General features: G+C 56.7%; 13 protein-coding genes. 8 read left to right on the top strand and 5 right to left on the bottom strand.

The features are described 5' to 3' along the window. Nucleotides 1-206: 206 nt before the first annotated feature. Both ACYQ15_RS09960 and ACYQ15_RS09955 read right to left on the bottom strand, forming a co-directional pair. The gene (locus ACYQ15_RS09960; RefSeq protein ID WP_459937360.1) at nucleotides 207-932 is read right to left on the bottom strand and encodes a ThiF family adenylyltransferase; all 726 of its coding nucleotides are present in this window, start codon (nucleotides 930-932) and stop codon (nucleotides 207-209) included. A 4-nt stretch (nucleotides 933-936) separates the two neighbouring features. Continuing rightward, nucleotides 937-1,161 carry a MoaD/ThiS family protein gene (locus tag ACYQ15_RS09955; RefSeq protein WP_459937359.1) on the bottom strand — a complete coding sequence of 75 codons (225 nt, stop codon included), beginning with the start codon at nucleotides 1,159-1,161 and terminating at the stop codon, nucleotides 937-939. Between the two features lie 273 nt (nucleotides 1,162-1,434). On the opposite strand from ACYQ15_RS09955, the gene ACYQ15_RS09950 reads away from it, so the two are divergent. The 7 genes from ACYQ15_RS09950 (at nucleotide 1,435) to ACYQ15_RS09920 (ending at nucleotide 12,120) form a co-directional block, all read left to right on the top strand. Then, nucleotides 1,435-1,896: a type II toxin-antitoxin system RelE/ParE family toxin gene (locus ACYQ15_RS09950; RefSeq protein WP_459937358.1), complete on the top strand. Its 462-nt coding sequence runs from the start codon at nucleotides 1,435-1,437 to the stop codon at nucleotides 1,894-1,896. Between the two features lie 377 nt (nucleotides 1,897-2,273). Further along, a complete protein-coding gene (locus tag ACYQ15_RS09945) occupies nucleotides 2,274-3,884 on the top strand; it encodes a DegT/DnrJ/EryC1/StrS family aminotransferase (protein ID WP_459937357.1) in 1,611 nt (536 codons plus the stop codon). Between the two features lie 264 nt (nucleotides 3,885-4,148). Beyond that, nucleotides 4,149-5,150, top strand: a complete 1,002-nt coding sequence (locus ACYQ15_RS09940) for a Gfo/Idh/MocA family protein (RefSeq protein ID WP_459937356.1) — start codon at nucleotides 4,149-4,151, stop codon at nucleotides 5,148-5,150. 105 nt (nucleotides 5,151-5,255) lie between these two features. Continuing rightward, the gene (gene lpxB, locus ACYQ15_RS09935) at nucleotides 5,256-6,428 is read left to right on the top strand and encodes a lipid-A-disaccharide synthase (protein WP_459937355.1); all 1,173 of its coding nucleotides are present in this window, start codon (nucleotides 5,256-5,258) and stop codon (nucleotides 6,426-6,428) included. 150 nt (nucleotides 6,429-6,578) lie between these two features. After that, nucleotides 6,579-7,097 (top strand): lipopolysaccharide transport periplasmic protein LptA, encoded by a 519-nt coding sequence (gene lptA / locus ACYQ15_RS09930; protein WP_459937354.1) that lies wholly within the window; start codon nucleotides 6,579-6,581, stop codon nucleotides 7,095-7,097. A gap of 841 nt (nucleotides 7,098-7,938) precedes the next feature. Beyond that, nucleotides 7,939-9,054, top strand: a complete 1,116-nt coding sequence (locus ACYQ15_RS09925; RefSeq protein ID WP_459937353.1) for an efflux RND transporter periplasmic adaptor subunit — start codon at nucleotides 7,939-7,941, stop codon at nucleotides 9,052-9,054. A gap of 12 nt (nucleotides 9,055-9,066) precedes the next feature. Beyond that, on the top strand, nucleotides 9,067-12,120 hold the full coding sequence (locus tag ACYQ15_RS09920; RefSeq protein ID WP_459937352.1) for an efflux RND transporter permease subunit: 3,054 nt from the start codon (nucleotides 9,067-9,069) through the stop codon (nucleotides 12,118-12,120). A gap of 513 nt (nucleotides 12,121-12,633) precedes the next feature. Here the strand turns inward: ACYQ15_RS09920 and lptE are convergent. Beyond that, the gene (gene lptE, locus ACYQ15_RS09915; protein ID WP_459937351.1) at nucleotides 12,634-13,236 is read right to left on the bottom strand and encodes an LPS assembly lipoprotein LptE; all 603 of its coding nucleotides are present in this window, start codon (nucleotides 13,234-13,236) and stop codon (nucleotides 12,634-12,636) included. Between the two features lie 3 nt (nucleotides 13,237-13,239). Further along, the gene (locus ACYQ15_RS09910) at nucleotides 13,240-15,645 is read right to left on the bottom strand and encodes an LPS-assembly protein LptD (protein WP_459937350.1); all 2,406 of its coding nucleotides are present in this window, start codon (nucleotides 15,643-15,645) and stop codon (nucleotides 13,240-13,242) included. A gap of 666 nt (nucleotides 15,646-16,311) precedes the next feature. Here ACYQ15_RS09910 and ACYQ15_RS09905 point away from each other — a divergent pair. Next, nucleotides 16,312-16,743, top strand: coding sequence for a hypothetical protein (locus tag ACYQ15_RS09905; RefSeq protein ID WP_459937349.1), 432 nt, complete (start codon nucleotides 16,312-16,314; stop codon nucleotides 16,741-16,743). Nucleotides 16,744-17,091: 348 nt separating this feature from the next. Here ACYQ15_RS09905 and ACYQ15_RS09900 read toward each other — a convergent pair whose 3' ends face one another. Further along, on the bottom strand, nucleotides 17,092-18,438 hold the full coding sequence (locus tag ACYQ15_RS09900; RefSeq protein ID WP_459937348.1) for a glutamine synthetase family protein: 1,347 nt from the start codon (nucleotides 18,436-18,438) through the stop codon (nucleotides 17,092-17,094). Nucleotides 18,439-18,678: the final 240 nt, after the last annotated feature.

The raw sequence follows: 18,678 nt of genomic DNA, 5'->3' as shown, positions 1-18,678 counted from the left end.
GCGAGTGGAAAAGCCGTGGGGTATTGGCTCGTTTGGAACTGGGATGAGTGCCGGCGGTCCGGCAGGGGCTGCGCAAAGTCCAGACAAGCCGGACCGGGTCCGCTGTCTTGTGATCAGGTTTTGTGGACTGACAAAAACAAGCTGCTGCCGCACCGTCTAAAACCTCGACCGGCATCAGACGGACCGGACGAAGGTGAGGCATGCCGTCAGCAGAGCTCGGGCGTCAGCAGGATGCGTTCCCAGCCGGCATCGGTCAGGTCCACGATGTGCAGGCTGCCGTGAAACAGCGGCGAATGTCCGCTGGCCAGGGCAACGGCTTCGCGGCATTGCAGGGCGGCGATCAGCCAGACGCAGGGAGCCAGGGTGCCCAGGGAAACTTCCGCGCCCTCGCCCTGGGCGAGAATGCCCTGGAAGATGTCGGTGTACTTGTCGTCGGGAAGATGGGTGGTGATGAATCCGGTCCAGCCGGCCACTCCGGCGCTGATCACCGGCAGGCCCGCCGCGGCGGCGGCCCGGCGCAGGGCAAGTTTGCTCGGGAGGTCGCCCAGGGCGTCCAGGACAATGTCCGCTCCCTGGATGAATTCCGGCATTTCTTCAGGCATGACGGCGGTCTGACGGGCTGTCAGGTCGATTTCCGAGTTCACGGCCTGAATCCGGGTCATCGCTCCTTCGGCCTTGGGCCGGCCAATGTTGGATTCAAGGCAGAACAACTGGCGGTTCAGGTTGCTGTCCTCAAAGACATCGCCGTCCGCGGTCCTGATCCATCCCACGCCCTTTCGACCGAACCCCATTCGGGCAAGCATTTCCAGCAGCGTCCCACCCAGGCCACCCAGCCCCAATTGGCAGATTTTGCAGCAATGCAGGCGCTGCTGGTCCTGCTCCGTGAGGGTGGTGAAATGTCGGACATATCGCCTGCTCAACGTTTCGGCCATGGCCTCATCCCCCTCCCACAGCGGGAAAAAGCCCGATTCGGTCGCCCTCCTGAAGTTCATAATCCGGACCGACCACGACGCCATTGGCAAAAGAAATCTTCACCTCACCCTCGGCAATACGCAGGAAGGCAATCAGATCGCGCATCATGGGATGCGGGCCGAGATGGAATTCGTTTTCCTTGGGCTGAAATTTGGAAAGGGTGGCATAGCATTTTACTTCGAGCAGCATAGGCGGATCCTTTGTTGATGATGATCAGTGATGCGTTCTATAGGATGAAACAGGTTTTTTATGGCATCACTGTAAAAAGTAAAGAAGGCGTAAACGATGGTCAACCGGCAGCCATAAAATCCTCAGGGAAATCAGCGTCGAGCCGGTGCTTCATGGCAATTGGGAGTTTTTCACTCTTGGATACAGCTAGTTCAAAAATCGAGAAAAATAAAGAAAAAATTCCTCCTTCGCCCCATCACGATAGGCGGCGTTGCAATCCAAGCAGCCTTTGTCATGTACGTCCCGTTCTTGCATCATAAAATGGATTTTCACGAAAAACCAGGGCTTGACGATTTCAGCGTTCTGGTGGAAGGGTTGCGTATGGCTTGGTCCGTCATATTTTGTGATGAGTTCGACGAAGAGTTTGGTGCAATGCCGGAAGGATTACAGGATACCATCTACTCGAACGTTGGATTACTTGAAATTGAAGGTCCAAGCCTTGGTCGGCCTTGGGTGGAGACACTCGAAGGCTCGGCCTTCAAAAACATGAAAGAGTTGCGCTTCAGTTGGAACAAGGGAATTTGGCGTATTGCCTTTGCCTTTGATCCGCAACGCAATGCGGTTTTGCTTGTGGCCGCGGACAAGCGAGGGACCAACCAACGGCTTTTTTATCGTAATCTTGTTCGACAAGCGGACGATCGGTACCAGAGACACCTGGGAAAAATTGCGGAGGCTAACCATGGCGAAAACTCTTAAAGAAAAACTTGCGGCCCTTTCACCACAGCGTAGGGAAAGAATTGAAAAGCGAACCGCTGAATTACTTGCGGAGGTACGCTCTCAACAAGCCAAGCAGACACGCTCAGAAGCCGCGAATGGACCTGATCGACCCTCCAATTTGCCACAAGCAGCGATTAACAGATAATTCCAGTCAACCTCCATCGTGGCTTGGCTTGAAGCCATGGTCAACTATGCCCCTTATTTATTCTTGATTGGGTGAGGGGCTTTTTTACGCCCTTTCACAAGCGAGAATGTATTTCAAGATGGGCTGCGACTTGACGAACTTTTTGACATCCGTTCTTCAACAATCTAGATTCCCCCTCTTTCTTTTTTCAATCCATCAGAGGACCGTCAGAATGCAACATTTTGTTTTGGATCGCGATATCCTGGCTATGGCAGCGCATGCCGGGGAACAAGAACAGGGCGCGGTTTCTTCCTTGCTGGAAATGGCCGGGAGTGAAACCCTTGTTTTATGGGTTCATCCGCAGGCAGTCACGGATTGCCTGATGCGCGGGATTCCTGCCACGCAAGGCGGCGGCAACGATTCCCCTGCCTTGGCGGGCCGCCTAGCCGAGCTTTTGGAAACGATCCGGCTGTTGCCTGCTCCCGGCGTGCAACTGTTGCAGATATTGCATCAGGATACGGTTGATCCATTGCTTGATCTGACTATTCTCGCGGCCGACGAGTATCTCGATGAATACGTTCTGGTCGCCAATCGCCCCATTGAGTCGTCCTTGCAGCCCAGGACATGTTCACCAGAGCAATGCCGGTTGATCGTCAGCGAAGAACAGGACGGACGACAGATTCCCTTCGTTGATCTGAAGGCCCAGCAGCAAGCAATCTATCCTGTCCTGGAAGCGAACATGTTCCAGGTGTTGAAAAGCTGCAAGTTCATCCTGGGGCCGGAAGTGGAGGAACTGGAAGAGAGGTTGGCTGAATATACCGGCATGGAGCACGTGGTTTCCTGTTCCTCGGGCACGGAGGCTCTTGTTCTGGCGCTGATGGCCTACGACATCGGCCCCGGCGACGCCGTATTCACGACTCCGTTCACGTTCATTGCCACGGCGGAAGTGATCTGCCTGCTCGGCGCCACCCCGATTTTCGTGGACATCGATCCCCGCACCTTCAATATTGACCCGGACAAGCTGGACGCGGCCATTGCCGCGCTCCGCGAAGGGACATCCGGGCATCCTCTGCCCGGAAACACGCAAGGACTGAACCCTCGCGCCGTGATCACCGTTGATCTGTTCGGCTTGCCCGCGGATCATGGGCGGATATCGGCCATTGCAAAGAAACACGGCCTGGCGTTGATTGAAGACGCGGCGCAGTCCTTTGGCGGCGAGGAGCGCGGCCGCCGGGCCTGCGCCCTGGGAGATATCGGCTGCACCTCTTTTTTTCCGGCCAAACCCTTGGGTGGATACGGCGAGGGCGGAGCCTGCTTCACCAACAACGCCGACATGGCCGAGGTGATGCGCTCCATTCGCGTGCACGGCCAGGGAACGTCGCGCTATGAACATGCCCGGCTTGGCACCAATGCCCGGCTGGACGCCCTGCAGGCTGCAGTGCTTTTGGCCAAGATGGACGTCTTCCCCCTGGAACTGGAGCGGCGCCATGCCTTGGCCGCGAACTATACCCGCCTGCTGGAATCATGCGACTTGACCCCGCCGTACATTCCGGAAGGCTTCAGTTCGGCCTGGGCCCAGTACTCCCTGCTGGCCAGGGACAGGGATCACCGCGACGCCTGCCAGAAGGCCCTGGCGGATGCGAAAATCCCCAGTGTCGTCTACTATCCCATTCCCCTGCATCTGCAGCGGGTGTTTCAGTTCCTTGGATACAAGGGAGGTGATTTTCCGGTATGCGAATCCATTTCCCGAAACATTTTCAGCCTGCCGATGCATCCCTATCTGCAAACCAGGGATCAGGAACGGATCGCCGACGTCCTTTGCGGACCTGGAGCACGGGCCTGACGGATACGTTTTCGCAATCTTTTCCGTAACTGCTCAAAAAGGTCGGGCGATGATTTCCTGCGAAATGCGCAAGGTTTATCTTCCGCGGTGTTTCGTGATCCAGGTCCCGGGGCCAAGCTCCAGCCGGAAGCTGGTTTTGAATGCGTTACTCCGTTGCCGCACTGGGGTACGGCGCTTCCAGGATTCAACCCGTAGATTGCCGCAAGTTTTTTGAGCAGTTACTCTTTTTTTCGCTATATGATGAAATATCCAGAAGAGAGAATCATGAACGAATCACAACCACTCAAGGTCGGCCTGATCGGCGTCGGCAAAATGGGGCGCAACCACCTGCGCGTCCTTTCCTACATGAAACCGGTTCAGGTGGTCTTTATCCATGACCACAAAAGGGACACAGAAGTTCAACTCGCCGCGGAATACGGCACCCGGGCCGCCGGAAACCTGGAAGAGGATCTGGCCGGGGTGGATGCCGTAGTTCTGGCCACTCCGACATCCACGCATCTGGAATATATCGAGTTGGTCAGCCGGCATGTCTCGAACATTTTCGTTGAAAAGCCGCTTACGGACAGCCTGGAAACAACCCGTGCCGCCGCCCGTCTGGCCCGGGAAAAGAACCTGCGCATCCAGGTCGGCTTCATCGAGCGCTTCAATCCCGTGGTCACGGAACTGGTCAAGATCGTCGGGCGCTCCACGGAAGTGGTGAACATGGATTTGACCCGAACGGACAAGGTCCTGGACCGCAATCTGGATGTGGACGTGGTCCTGGATTTGATGGTCCACGACCTTGATCTGGCATTGTACCTGCGCGGCCCGGTGAAGCATGTTCAGGCCTTCGGGCAAGCCCGGGACGGACTGACGGCTTTGGCCCACGCCGTTCTGGTGCATGCCGATGGATCCATTTCACGCATCCTGGCCAGCAAGATCACCGAAAAACGCATCCGCCAGATTTCCGTCACGTGTCCCGGTCTTTTCGTCGAAGCCGATCTGTTGCAAAAGGAACTGGTGTTGCATCGCAAGACCGTGGAGCAGCGCTATGCCGACGTTTCCCTGGCCTCGGTCCGGGAAGCGGTCTTCGTGCGCCACGAGGAGGCCCTGCTGGCCCAACTGCTGGCTTTTGTCGGCTACTGCCGCGGGAGCGACTGCATGGCCCCGTCCCATGTCCCGGACGTGCAGGCCGCGCTGGCATCCATGGAGTTGGCGGAACTGATTCGCGAAAGCATCTCCCGCAACGCCGCGTCGCCCTCATCCATAAACCCCATTGGATTCTGATTGCACATCTATCAATCCCAATCCCAATCGCAATCGCAATCGAAATCGAAAAACGATTCCAGCCTTTCTCGGCACCACTCCTTTATTGAACCGGAATGACCTGTCATGAGCACTCCCCGAGTCTGGATCAATGCCTGTGAGCCGTCCGGGGACATGCATGCCGCTATCCTGGCCAAGGCCCTGCGCAAATTGCATCCGGGGATCCAGCTTTCCGGAATGGGCGGTTCGGGCATGGAGGAGCAACAGGTTGATCTGAAACTCCGGATGGAAGGTCTTTCGGTGATGGGCATAACCGAAGTTTTTGCCTATCTGCCCAAGGTGTTCGGGATGTGGCGGACCATAGGCCGTGAACTAGCCCATGCAAGACCCGACGCCGTCGTGCTGGTGGATTCCCCGGACTTTCACTTTCGGGTGGCGAAAATGGCCTCAAGACTCGGCATTCCTGTTTTCTACTACATCAGTCCTCAGGTCTGGGCCTGGCGGCGAGGGCGGATCAAGTTCTTGCGGCGTTACGTACATCGAATGTTGTGCATTCTGCCTTTTGAACAGTCGTTCTACCGTGCCCACGGCCTGGAAGCGGAGTATGTGGGGCATCCCCTGCTGGAAGAGTTGCAACGTCCTGATCTGCTTGCAATATCGCCAGTGAAGCATCGGATCGGCATCCTCCCCGGGAGTCGAAAATCCGAGATCGAGCGGATGATGCCCGTATTCACCCAAACGGCGATCCAGCTTTTGCAGCTCGATCCTGCTCTTGAATTCTGCGTTTTCAAAGCACCGGGGGTGAGCGAAGACCGGATTCGCGCCTATTGCCCCCCCAAACTTCCGTTGTGCTTCATTGACCATCCCCGGCGATACGAAGAGATGCGTTCCTGCTCTCTGATCCTGGCCACATCGGGAACAGTGACCCTGGAAAGCGCCTTGCTGCAAGTGCCGACCATCGTCGGCTACAAGTTTTCGCGGCTGAGCTTTCTGGTAGGGGTGCGGCTGGTCAAGGTGCCGGCCATCAGCCTGGCGAATCTGATCCTGCGCAAGAATGTTCTGCCGGAATTCGTCCAGCACCAGGCGCGTGCCGACAAGCTGGCCGAGCAGGCGTGGCAATGGCTTTCGCGACCCGAGGACATGCAGCGGGTTCAACGGGAATTAGCCCGTCTGCCCGAGATGTTGACGACTCAAACTGCTTGTCGACACGACTCCGCCGGTCCCGCGGATCGATCCGCGGCCATCATTCTTGGGGATCTTGGCTGGAATTTCCAACAATCCGGATGCGGCTGGACGTGAATTTCAGATCGGCTTTACAGCGCAATGGTTTCCGGAGTATTTCCAAAACCGTAAAATGAATGTAATGAACGACCATCCAGTTCGGTTCAAGAGATTTCTTTTCGTGTTTATGGAGTCATTCGTAAATTAATCTTACATCAGGAGAACAAGATGATACATTTGCTGAAGTTCATGGGCATCATTCCGGCAGTGTTGTTTCTGGCCGCTACCGTGCATGCCCAGGGTCAGGTGCCGGTTAAAATTCTTTCGGATCATATGGAATATGTTCAGGAAAACAACACGGTGGTCTTCAAGGGAAGCGTGCATGTGGACCGGGAAGATTTTCAGATCTGGAGCGACAAGCTGACGGTTTTCATGGCCGCTTCGGGCGAGCAATCCGGTCCGTCTCTTGGGCCGGACGGTTCCCAGGACATTGAAAAACTGCTTGCCGAAGGAAATGTTCGAATCGAGCGCGAGAACCAGGTCGGAACCAGCGGCAAGGCAACATACTGGACCAAGCGCGGCGTGGTGGTCATGGAAGGAAATCCGGTGCTCAAGGACGGCGAGAGCTCCATCAGCGGCGAAGTGATCACCTATCATCTCCAGGACAACCGGGGCGTGGTCGAAGGCGGCCAACGGCAGCGCGTGCAGGCCGTATTCATGGCTCCCGCGGAACCGGCCGCCCCCTGATCGGCTCATGATGATTCATCACTACAAAAAAAGCGACCAAGGGTCGCTTTTTTTGTAACTACTCAAAAACCTGCGGCAATCAATGGATAAATCCCGGGAGCGCCGCACCCCAGTGCGGCAGCGGTGTAACGCACTAAGGCAAAATTCCGGCTGGAGCATGGCCCCCGTAAACTTGGGCACGAAACTACGCATAGTCGGGAATCCTTGCACAGGAAACCTCGTCGCCCGATCTTTTTGAGCAGTTATCTTTTTGTAACTATTCAGGTAACTACTCAATAAGTCCGTGCAGCCTTCCGCCGGGACTTGGTGCTGCCTGGATACCGGCCTGCGCCGGTATGACGGAATGGAGTATCTCGATAGGTGTTCTCTCGGTCGTCACCCCGGCGCAGGCCGGAGTCCAGGTGTTTTGTGTGGTTATTGCCCGGAGTTATTGAGCAGTTACCTATTCAGTTCATCCGGAGGGTGGTCATTCACCAGCACTGGATTCCGGCTTTCGCCGGAATGACTTATCGTGGCAAGCTGCATCTATACAGTCATACCGGCGAACGCCGGTATCCAGATCTTTTTCGCGGATTTGCTGAATAGTTACCCCTTTTTTTACTTTTCACCCAATGATACCGGCCTGCCGGTGTGACTGAATTTCAGAAAGTGGCTCGACTGGCATTGTTCCGGGGAAGGCGGTACCTGGAGTGTCAGAAGGCTTGCCAAGATAGATCTTGTTTTTGCGCGAGAATATGGCTTCACGAGGTATTTATTGAGCGAGAGGTCGCGGAAAATTTCATTGGGCGATGTACGGCGGCATTCATGAGTTCCCATCCTCAATCCGAAGAAGGACAGCAGCATGCACAATACCATGATCCGATCCGTCCGGCGAAAGCAGATGAGTGTGTATTTCGCCATTCTCGTTGCTGTGGCAACATGTTGTCTTTTTGGGCTGCTGACTGCCTGCACCCCGGAAGCACAGCAGGAGCTTCCCGATGCCCAGGAAGGGAGGCCGGTCAAGATGCTGGTTCTTCACGCCGCGGACGCCACGCCGCCGCTGAGTTTTCCGGCGGTGATCCGTTCCGCGGAGAGCGCGGAACTGGCCTTCAATGTTTCGGGGGTGCTCACGGAACTTGCAGCGGTGGAAGGCCTGCGAGTTGAACAGGGAACCGTAATCGCCCGGCTGGACGATCGGGACGTCCGGACTCGTCTGGAGGCGGATACGGCAGCTTTCGAGCTGGCCAAGTCCAATTTCGAGCGGGCGCGGCAGTTGGCCGAGGCGGAAATTATCGCCGCCGCGGAACTGGATCAGCTCCGCGCGGCGTACGAGTCGGCCCGGGCCACCTTGACCACGACCCGCAAGAGCCTGGACGATATGGTTCTTCGCGCACCCTTCGACGGAGTGGTTTCGCACCGGTATGTGAACAATTTCCAGAACATTCAGGCCAAGCAGGCCATTGTCCTGTTTCAGTCTCCCCATCGGCTGGAGGTGGTGGCCGAGATACCGGAACCTCTGGTGTTGAGATCAACCCGAGCTGAAGACAGGCCGGACACGGCCCTGGTCCGATTCAATGCCTTTCCCGATCTGGAAATTCCGGCCCGATTCAAGGAAGTCAGCACGGAAGCCAATCCGCGGACCCAAACATTCCAGGTGGTTTTCTCCATGGAACGACCGGAGAACGCGATGATCCTGCCCGGAGTGACGGCTACCCTGATTATCGAACGCGGAGCGGCCTCCGAAACGCCGGTTTTCGTCCTTCCGCCCCTGGCTCTGGTCACGGACGCAGCCGGTCAGCCCATGGTCTGGGTCTATGACGATCAGCTTGGACAGGCCCGCCGGCGGGGGGTCGTGGTCGGCGCCATGCGACCCGACGGCATTGAGGTTGTCTCCGGTCTGGCAGCGGGGGAGCGGGTGATTGTCAGCGGCCTGGCCCAACTTCGCGAGGGACTCAAGGTTCGTCCCCTGGAGCCTTGAGGAGCTGTCGCCATGAACCCGGCACTCGCATCCATCCACAAGCAAACCATTTCCTGGCTGGCCATGCTGCTCCTGCTGGTGGGCGGCTACCTGGCTTTCAACAGTCTTGGGCGCTACGAGGATCCGGCCTTTGTCATTCGCCAGGCCGTGGTGATCACGCCGTATCCCGGCGCCTCGGCGGCTCAGGTGGCCGAGGAGGTGACCGACCCCATCGAGGCCGCCATTCAACAGTTGCAGGAGGTGGAAAAAATCACATCCATCTCCCGGCCTGGGGAATCCGAAGTCCAGGTGGAGATACAGATGCGTTTCGCTCCGAATCAGGATGATCTGGAGCAGATCTGGGACAAGCTGCGCCGCAAGGTTTCGGACGTTCAAACCCGATTGCCTCCGGGCGCCGGCCCTTCACTGATCAACGACGATTTCGGAGACGTCTACGCCCTGTTCCTGGCACTGACCGGGCCCGAGTACAGTCTTGTGGAGCTGACCGATTATGCCGACGATCTGAGAAAGGAATTGCTGCTGGTGGACGGAGTGGCCAAGGTCTCCTTTTTCGGAGTCCCCAGGGAAGCCTTGTTCGTCGAGGTTTCCAGAGCCTCGGCAGCCCGCTACGGAGTGTCCCTGGAGCGAGTCTACGAGCAGCTCCGTGTGCAGACGATGGTCACGCCTGCCGGCAGCGCGGTGGTGGATTCGGCCCGGGTTCGTGTTTCCCCCGGCGAGTCCTCGCCAAGCCTGAAAGACTTGCGGGAGCTTTTGATCAGCGTGGATCAGGAAGCCGGTCTGGTGACCCTGGGTGATATCGCCGACCTGTATCTGGGCGTCGATGATCCGCCCCGAGCCCTGATGCGTTACAATGGACTGCCCGCGGTGGGTATCGGCATCTCCAACGTCAGCGGCGGCAACGTGGTGGACATGGGCAAGCTGGTGGACCAGCGCCTGGATGAGTTGCTCTCCAGTCGTCCTCTGGGCATGGACCTGCATGTGATCTCCCATCAGGGTAGTTCAGTGGAAGCGTCCATCAATTCCTTCCTGGCCAACCTGGGTGCGGCCATCGCCATTGTCGTGAGCGTGCTGCTGGTCTTCATGGGCTTGCGCAGCGGTCTGATCATCGGCGCAGTGTTGTTGCTGATTGTTGCCGGAACCATGATAGCCATGGTCTTCCACGGCATCGACATGCACCGGGTTTCCCTGGGTGCATTGATTATCGCCCTGGGCATGCTGGTGGACAACGCCATCGTGGTCACCGACGGCATGCTCGAACGGATTCGGGCCGGGGAAGACCGCCTGCTGGTGGCCAAGGAAGTGGTCGGAGCAACCATCTGGCCTCTGCTCGGTGGGACGGCAGTGGGCATCCTGGCCTTCAGCGCCATCGGCTTTTCTCCCACCGCCATGGGCGAATATGCGGGGTCGCTGTTTTGGGTGATCGCCTATTCCCTGTTTTTGAGCTGGTTGTTGGCCATCACCGTCACACCGCTGCTGTGCTGGCGTTTCATCCCCTCGCCCAGCGCGGGCCAATCCGTCCAGCCCTACCAGGGGCGGATCTACAATGGCTATCGGTTCCTGCTCCGGACCGTGCTCCACCGGCCTCTGGTCAGCGTGGCGGCTCTTCTGGTCCTGCTGGGCCTGGCCATGTTCGGAACCAGGTACATTCCCGCGGGGTTCATGCCCGATTCGGCCCGGCCGCAGTTTGTCGTGGATTATTGGCTGCCCCAGGGTACGGATATCACCGCCACATCCGCGGGTTTGCAGCGGGTGGAAGAGGTGGTCCGGTTCAAGCCCGACGTGCAGGCCGTGACCTCGTTCATCGGCTCCGGGGGGCTGCGCTTCATGCTCACCTATTCACCTGAACCGGCCAACACGGCCTATGGGCAATTGCTGGTGGACGTGGACGATTACGGCGTCCTGGAGCGGTTGATCCCCCAGTTGCAGCAGGAACTCGGAGCCGCATTTCCCGAAGCCAAGATCAAGGTCTGGAAATTCATGCTGGGCAAGCCGCTGCCTTCAAAAATCGAAGCCCAGTTCCGCGGACCGGACCCGCGGGTCCTGCGCGACTTGGCCGATCAGGCCAAGGCCATCATGCTCGCCGATCCAATGGCCGTGGGCATTCAGGACGACTGGCGCGAGCAGGTACCGGCTATCCGCCCGCTGATCAATGAAACCGCCGCCCGAAGGGCAGGGGTTTCCAGTGCCGACATCAATGCCGCCTTGCAGACCGCCCTGAACGGAAAAAACATCGGCGTCTATCGCGAGGGAAACAAGCTGATCCCGATGATCGCCCGCTATCCGGAAACCTCGGATGCCAAACTCGTGGACCTGGAGACGGTTCTGGTGACCAGCCCGGCCACCGGAGCCGCCATCCCCCTGGCCCAGTTCGTGACCGGCTTTTCCACCGTGTTCGAGGACACCCTGATTCGACGGCAGAATCGTTTTCCAACCATCAAGGCCCAATGCGATCCCCCGGCCGGCGAAATCGCCGGTCCCCTTTTCCAGCGCCTGCGCCCCCAGATCGAGGCGATTGCCTTGCCCCCTGGGTATGAGCTGAGCTGGGACGGGGAGTACGAGGCCGCCAGGGAGTCCAATCAGGGGCTGGCCATTACAGCGCCCTACGGATTTGCGGCCATGATCCTGGCCGTGGTGGTAATGTTCAATGCCGTGCTTCAGCCTTTGGTGATCTGGTTGACCGCACCTCTGGCCTTGATCGGGGTGACCGTCGGACTGCTGGTTTTTAGAACGCCCTTCGAGTTCATGGCCATCCTGGGCTTTCTCAGCCTCATCGGCCTGCTGGTGAAAAACGCCATTGTTCTCGTGGACCAGATCGATCTGGAGTTCGCCGCGGGCAAGCCCTTGCAGCAGGCCATCATGGAATCGTCGGTGAGCCGGTTGCGCCCGGTGGCCATGGGGGCCCTGACAACCATTCTCGGCGTGGCCCCGCTGCTCCTGGATCCATTTTTCAAGAGCATGACCGTGGTGATCATGTTCGGCCTGAGCTTCGCCACCCTGCTGACCCTGCTGGTGGTTCCGGTCTTTTACCTGCTGTTCTTTCGCAGGAGAGAGAAACCGGTCCCTTGATTCGGCCGTTCTATCGAAAACAGTTTCTGGAAGACGTCAGCGGATGAGAGCAGATATCGACCATTGGTCGGGGCCATGGAAGAATCATTGGTAACTGCTCAAAAAGATCGGGCGACGAGGTTTCCTGTTCCCATCGACGCGGAGTTTCGTGACCAAGCTACAGGGGCCATATTCCAACCGGAACCTTACCCTGTGTGCGTTACACCGTTGCCGCACTGGGGTGCGGCGCTCCCAGGATTTATTCTGTTGATTGCCACAAGTTTTCGAGCAGTTACAATCATTGCATGTGGAGCGCAAAACGTTCGAGCCCCCGGCAGGCCGCGACCTGCCGGGGGCTCGAACGTTTGAGGTAGTGTAGACGATGGTTCGTGATTTTCCGCTCAAAGCCGGACACTATGTTGTGTATGCCTATCCTGTCTGGCGGCCTTGGTTTTCAAGCAGCCCGCGGAGCGACGGCTGTCTAAAACGGCGACAGCGGGTTCCTTCTTGGGAAAGGAGCGCCCGGATCAGTAATCAGTAATCCGCCCCCAATCCGTCGGCTGTGCGTCGAATTGCATTTTCCAGCGCCCGCTGCCCGGCGGCGATATCGCTGGTTCCCGCTTCAAAGGTTTCATATTCGGAGATATGGCCGGAGGACCAGATCAAGGAGCCGTCCACCATGCTGCGGAATTCCGTTTCCATGATGACAGTGGCGCGCTCACGCAGGGTTTGATCCTGCGCGCCGGAGAGTTCGGTGTCCGTGCTGTAGGCAATGATCCTCAAAATGACGGCGGCCTGGGCTTGTTCGCCGTCCACCCAGTTGATCATGGCGCGTCGGGTGAATTCGTCTCGAAATCTGGAGCGCAGATAGGGATCGATCCATGCCTCGAGTGTCGGATTATGCACTTCCTGAATGTAGATGTCCGTCACGTTCCGGGGCAAGGTGATGGGGGCGCTGGCGCTGAAATGATAGCCGCACCCTGCGATGAACAGGAGAAGGCCGATGATGGGAATGGCGAGGTTGCGCAACATGTGGTCGTCCTTTTGCGAGTTATGACTGTCTGAAACCGGTTTGTGCTGATTGATCATTTTGACCGGCTGCTCCGAGGAATCAATGGACTGATTGCTTGACGGCACGATCTAGAAGCTCAAGCCGAGCATATCCTCCAGGCCCTTGAGCGTAATTCGCAACTCAAAGCGGTCTTCGTCCGGAGTCTGGGAAACAAGGAAATTCAAAAAGTAGCATTGATGCACGAAGCCGACGCCGAATCGCTTTTCAATATCCTCTCTTGCCTGAAGATCTCTCTTCAAATCCGTGCTCAGAAACCAGCCCCGGGGGAGATTGATCAGGCCGCCAACCCGGAGAATCTCGCGCTTTTGCTGATTCTGGCGCCGGATGTCGTTGGTGACTTCGGACAGAAAATCAAAGCCGAAATAGGCCCAGCCCAGACCGGGATAATTGCCGCGGATAATGTGTTCATGCTCCGTAATCTTGTTGTCGTAGGGCGAATACCAGGACCTGTTCACCAGATCGACATAGCGGCCGGGCGAGAAGGTGACGTCCGTCCGAAGGTCCGTAAAGGGACGACGTTCGTATTGATCCAGCCGGTCGTCGCGTGTCGCCTCCTCGAAGTCATAGGCCTGATCGAAGCGAATGCGCAGGAAGTCCAGGTAGGTCGACCTGACGTGAATCCTGTCCCCAAGAGGTTCGTTGCCGTCAATCCCGGGACGTTCCACAACACGGTCCAACCGCCTGTTGAAGATGTTGTGCAAGGAATACGAGAGCAGATTGCGCTCGTTGATACGATCATCTCTTGTGAAAAAGGGATTGCTGTCCTGGTCCACATCGGGAATATACGAGTAGGACAGCTCGGGCTGGATCGTATGCTTCATCTTGGTCCACTGGGAATTGCCGATATTTTCCGCGACAGGCGAGACATTCCCGGGTGCTCCAAGATCATAGATTCCGAAAAGGGACGTAAAGGCATCCAGACGAAAGTCGGGGATGCCGCGCTCATGAAGATCCTTGGATTCGTTCACGCCTTCAGGCGAGTTTTCATGTCGTTCAATGGCGTAAAAGGTCTGTCGCCATCCGGCGCTGGGAGTCAGGGTTCCATAGGCGGTATTCCATGGCAGGCTCACGCGGGGCGCAATATCGACACGACCGCCCGTGGTGCCGAATTCGCGCCAAAAATAGACTGCCTGGTTGCGGGCTTCCAGTTCAAAGGGCGAAGTTCCAAGCTGGGTTTTATAGTAATCCAGATTCAGTTCCGGCAGGCGCTGCAATGTGGGATTTTCAGTAGAAGGCCGATTGTCCGTCCAGTAATCAAGGGCCTGTGTATAATGCATCCCGCCCCGGAATCCGAATTGGTTCCAGCTGCGGCTCAATTCAAAGGCATTGGTTCTTAAACGGGAGTCAATGTTGTCCATGCCGCGACCGAAATTCTGCAGCATGTTGTCATGGGTTCTTTGGTAGCCGGTGTAACCGTGCTTGAACTCGCGCAGGTAGTTCTGGTCGGAGACAATATCAACATCCAGTTTGGTTCTCCACAACGGGTTGAAAAGATAGCCGTCATGCTTGCCGCGGATCCAGTACCTGTTGCTGTTGGGTCTTGCCAGTCCGTCCCCCCGAAACTGCGGGTCCTCATCCGCCTCGGTGGGTGCAGTTTTCGAGTCGTGCAGCCAGTCGGCCTGCCAGACGCCTTTGGTGTCCAGATCGGTGAAATAGCGGTACTCAGCACCTGCCATTACGCCGCGTTTGCTCATCATGTTGGCGTAAAACGTGGCGTCTGTTTCCTCATCAATGGCCCAGTAATAGGGAAGGTTCAAGCCGGCGCCCAGGCGGGTGCTGTAGGAGGGCTCGGGAATCAGGAAACCGCTCTGGCGCTGGGTCTTCACCGGAAAAATCAGGTACGGGGAATACAGCACCGGCGTGTCCCTGATCTGAAAGCGGGTGTGCCACATGCGGGCATAACCGCCAGTGGTAACTTCCCCTTCACTGCTTCGGATGGACCACGCCGGAATCGGACCGTCGCAGGTGGTGATCTGCGCATCCCTGAAGGCGTACGTCTGTGCGCAACGCTTTTCCAGCAACTGGCCGCGGATATAGAAATGATCCTGGACCAGAAACATTTCGCCGTCCGTAACCCATCCGATATTTTGCTGCAGGTCGAAATCGGCTTCCTCGCCCACGAGAATGTCGCCGTCCCATTCAATTCTGACATTCCCGCTGAGATGGGCAAAACCGGTGTCCCGAAAGTATCGGATTGAGTCCGCCTGGATTCTGTTCAAGCCGTGGCGAATCACGACATTGCCCGTGGCCACGAATACCTGCTCTTGTCGCAGGCTTTCCACGTGATCCGCTTCCAATGTCCAGGGCTGATCCGGTTGGGTTGAAAATTCCTGCTGGAACAGCGATTGCGCCCCGGCAAGTTGGGGAATGGCAAGGAAAAGGAAGAGCAGGAGACAGATGATGCAGTGCATCCATCGGTCACGATGCGAGAGAAAGGATCCGGCTCGATGTGGACAGGGATGAGGTTTCGGCATGGGCGAAGGACTCCTTGGCGCAAACATGAAAAAAAGGCGCAAATATAAGGTAGCTGCTCAGCTCAAAGCGGAAAATGGATGGCTTTTCAAAAGGTGACAAGGACAACCTGGATTCACGCCTTCGTGGGAATGACTTTTCCAGTGCAGGCTCCTTGTCAGTCATACCCGCGAAGGCGGGTATCCAGCCTGTTTACTCGGATGAGCTGAAAAGTTGCATAATGAATTACTGAAGCAGAACTCCCTTAATCTCTTTCATCTATTGAGTAAAGAATACCCGTTGTATCAGCGAGCAAAAGCATACCGGCGCAGACAAGACGGCATGGATACGATTACTCGGCAAGATTTTTTGCCCGGCATCGTCCAATCGGGCGCATGCCATGATCAAATGGGCCGACGCATCAGGGCCCTGCTTTCAGGCGATCATGCCATGGAGGCACTCCGCCAATATCTTGTGACGCGGCATATGTCCATGCCGAAACGGTGAATGATGTTTCCGAAGGTCGAATGATGAATTGACTTCCGGTACGAGGTTCTTGTTTCCATGAGGGACATGGTTTAGAGAGATGTCACGTTTGTGTGGTCGTGGTCGAATCCGGGTGCTGTGTTGCCACAGCCAATGAATCAATACGCGTTGAAGGCATGGAGGCAAAGGTGAAGATGTTTCAAATGAATAGGGTGTGGTTGTTCCTCTTTCCGTTGCTCATTCTCGGGCTGATCAGTGCCGGTTGCGGCAAGAAAGGCTGGCCCGAACCGCAGGTCGACGAGGATCGCTTTCATTGGGGTCAGATCCAGCATCAGCGCCAAGGCGCATGCCTTGATGCCCGTGCCCTGGTACATGGAGCATCGAACAAACTGGGATTCGTGCACCTGGAGTGGATGCAACTGGAGTCCAACGAGGACTGCCCTGATTGTCCTTTTCAGCCCACAGGCCGAATTTTGTTGGGCGATGGATCCAGCGAATTCAAGCGTCAGAACGGCGTGATCCGGATATTGCTCTGTGAATGGGAACCGCATGCTTCCTATCGATGGCGGCTTGTCGGGATGAATGTGCATCGCGGACTGGGATCTGTCGAATCACCTGTCCAGTTTTCTCGGTGATCCGTAAGCAAGTCAGAGAAAGACCTGGGTGCCGGTTTTCGCCGGCATGACCTGTTCAGGACCGCCGCGCCCCGTGCGGCCCCTCATATCAAAAAGTAACTGCTCAAAAAAACTTGTGGCAATCAACGGTAAAATCCAGGGAGCGCCGCACCCCAGTGCGGCAGCGGTGTAACGCACTCAGGAAAAGTTCCGGCTGGAGCGTGGCCCCAGGAACTGAATCACGAAACTCCAGCCCGGCGACACTCCTTCACGGCAAACCTCACGCCCGACCTTTTTGAGCAGTTACATCAAAAACGCCCCGGTTCCAGTTGGAACCGGGGCGTTTTCACATTTGGAGGGAGGCCGAAATCAGAGGAATGGCAAATAGCGATCAAGCTCATACTGGGTGACCTGAATCCGATAATCGTCCCACTCCTTCTTTTTGTTTTCGATGAATTTGGAAAAGATATGTTCACCCAAAGCCTCCTTGAGCAGGGAGCTTTGTTCCATCACCGCCACTGCCTCCCCGAGGCTGCCCGGCAGCGCATCAATCTGATGAGCGGATCGCTCCGAGGTGGTCATTTCAAAAATGTCCTCTTCCACCGGATCCGGCAGCTTGTATCCTTCCTCCATGCCCTTGAGGCCGGCGGCGAGCATCACGGCGAAGGCCAGGTAGGGATTGCAGGCCGGGTCAGGAGAGCGCAGTTCCACGCGGGTGGCCACTTCCTTGCCCGGTTTGTACAGCGGAACCCGCACCAGGGACGAGCGATTGCGACGGGCCCAGGCCAGATAGACAGGAGCTTCATATCCCGGCACCAGGCGTTTGTAGGAATTGACCCACTGGTTGGTGACGGCGCAGAATTCCGGAGCGTGTTTGAGAAGTCCGGCGATGTAGCTTTTGCATTCCGCGCTGAGAAAATGCGCGTCATTGGCGTCGTAAAAGACGTTCCGGCCGTTCTTGAACAGTGACTGGTGCGTGTGCATGCCGCTGCCGTTCTGGCCGAAAATGGGTTTGGGCATGAAGGACGCGTAGCATCCGTGCCGACGGGAAATTTCCTTGCAAACAACCTTGTAGGTCACCGCGATGTCGGCCATTTGCAGGGCCTCGGCGTAGCGCAGGTCGATCTCGTGCTGGCTGGGGGCAACCTCGTGGTGACTATACTCCACCGTGATTCCCATCCTGTTCAAAGCGAAAATGATGTCCCGGCGGACATCATTGCCCAGATCGAGGGGCGGAGCATCAAAATAGCCTCCATGATCAATGATGGCGGGCTGCTTCGATGATTCAAAGAGGAAGAACTCCAGTTCCGGGCCGACATAGAACGTGTACCCTTTTTCCGCGGCTTTGCTCAAAATCCGTTTCAGCACATACCGGCTGTCGGCGACATAGGGTGTTCCGTCCGGATTCTTGATGTCGCAGAACATCCTGGCCACGGGGCGGTCCATCGGCCGCCAGGGAACAAGTTGAAACGTAGTCGGGTCCGGGATGGCGACCATATCGCTTTCATGGATTCTGGCGAAACCCAGGATAGACGATCCGTCAAACCCCATCCCTTCATCAAAGGCTCCCTCCAGCTCGCTGATGGTTATCTGGAAGCTTTTCAGCGTTCCAATGACATCCACAAACCAAAATTGAACAAAACTGACATTGTATTCGCGAACCGCCTTCATCACGTCGTCGGCATTCCGACAATTAAACACGGGCGAATCGATCATTGAAACCTCCAGATGTTAGAGTGGCGTGTCGAGAGCCTGACATTCAAGATTAAGGCCAACGCAGATGTGCTACAAGAGTCCGGCAATGCTTCGATGAACAAATTCTGGTCAAGTCAACAGGTCTGCCGAAAAATCACGGCAAAGCGGGACCTGTTTGATTGCAGTGAGGAATGCTGCTGAGTCGTTACTGAGAAAGAATTGAAATGTAACTGTTCAAAAAGGTTGGGCGATGATCTTTCC

It is taken from the genome of Desulfonatronum parangueonense, assembly GCF_054656975.1.
Note: the sequence above shows the minus strand (reverse complement) of the source record. Positions and strands in the feature narration are given on the sequence as shown.

Bases quoted from the DNA above. Each gene is read 5' to 3' on its own strand.
- ACYQ15_RS09960 (WP_459937360.1), bottom strand. From the start codon at position 932: ATGGCCGAAACGTTGAGCAGGCGATATGTCCGACATTTCACCACCCTC.
- ACYQ15_RS09955 (WP_459937359.1), bottom strand. From the start codon at position 1,161: ATGCTGCTCGAAGTAAAATGCTATGCCACCCTTTCCAAATTTCAGCCC.
- ACYQ15_RS09950 (WP_459937358.1), top strand. From the start codon at position 1,435: ATGTACGTCCCGTTCTTGCATCATAAAATGGATTTTCACGAAAAACCA.
- ACYQ15_RS09945 (WP_459937357.1), top strand. From the start codon at position 2,274: ATGCAACATTTTGTTTTGGATCGCGATATCCTGGCTATGGCAGCGCAT.
- ACYQ15_RS09940 (WP_459937356.1), top strand. From the start codon at position 4,149: ATGAACGAATCACAACCACTCAAGGTCGGCCTGATCGGCGTCGGCAAA.
- lpxB (WP_459937355.1), top strand. From the start codon at position 5,256: ATGAGCACTCCCCGAGTCTGGATCAATGCCTGTGAGCCGTCCGGGGAC.
- lptA (WP_459937354.1), top strand. From the start codon at position 6,579: ATGATACATTTGCTGAAGTTCATGGGCATCATTCCGGCAGTGTTGTTT.
- ACYQ15_RS09925 (WP_459937353.1), top strand. From the start codon at position 7,939: ATGCACAATACCATGATCCGATCCGTCCGGCGAAAGCAGATGAGTGTG.
- ACYQ15_RS09920 (WP_459937352.1), top strand. From the start codon at position 9,067: ATGAACCCGGCACTCGCATCCATCCACAAGCAAACCATTTCCTGGCTG.
- ACYQ15_RS09910 (WP_459937350.1), bottom strand. From the start codon at position 15,645: ATGCCGAAACCTCATCCCTGTCCACATCGAGCCGGATCCTTTCTCTCG.
- ACYQ15_RS09905 (WP_459937349.1), top strand. From the start codon at position 16,312: ATGAATAGGGTGTGGTTGTTCCTCTTTCCGTTGCTCATTCTCGGGCTG.
- ACYQ15_RS09900 (WP_459937348.1), bottom strand. From the start codon at position 18,438: ATGATCGATTCGCCCGTGTTTAATTGTCGGAATGCCGACGACGTGATG.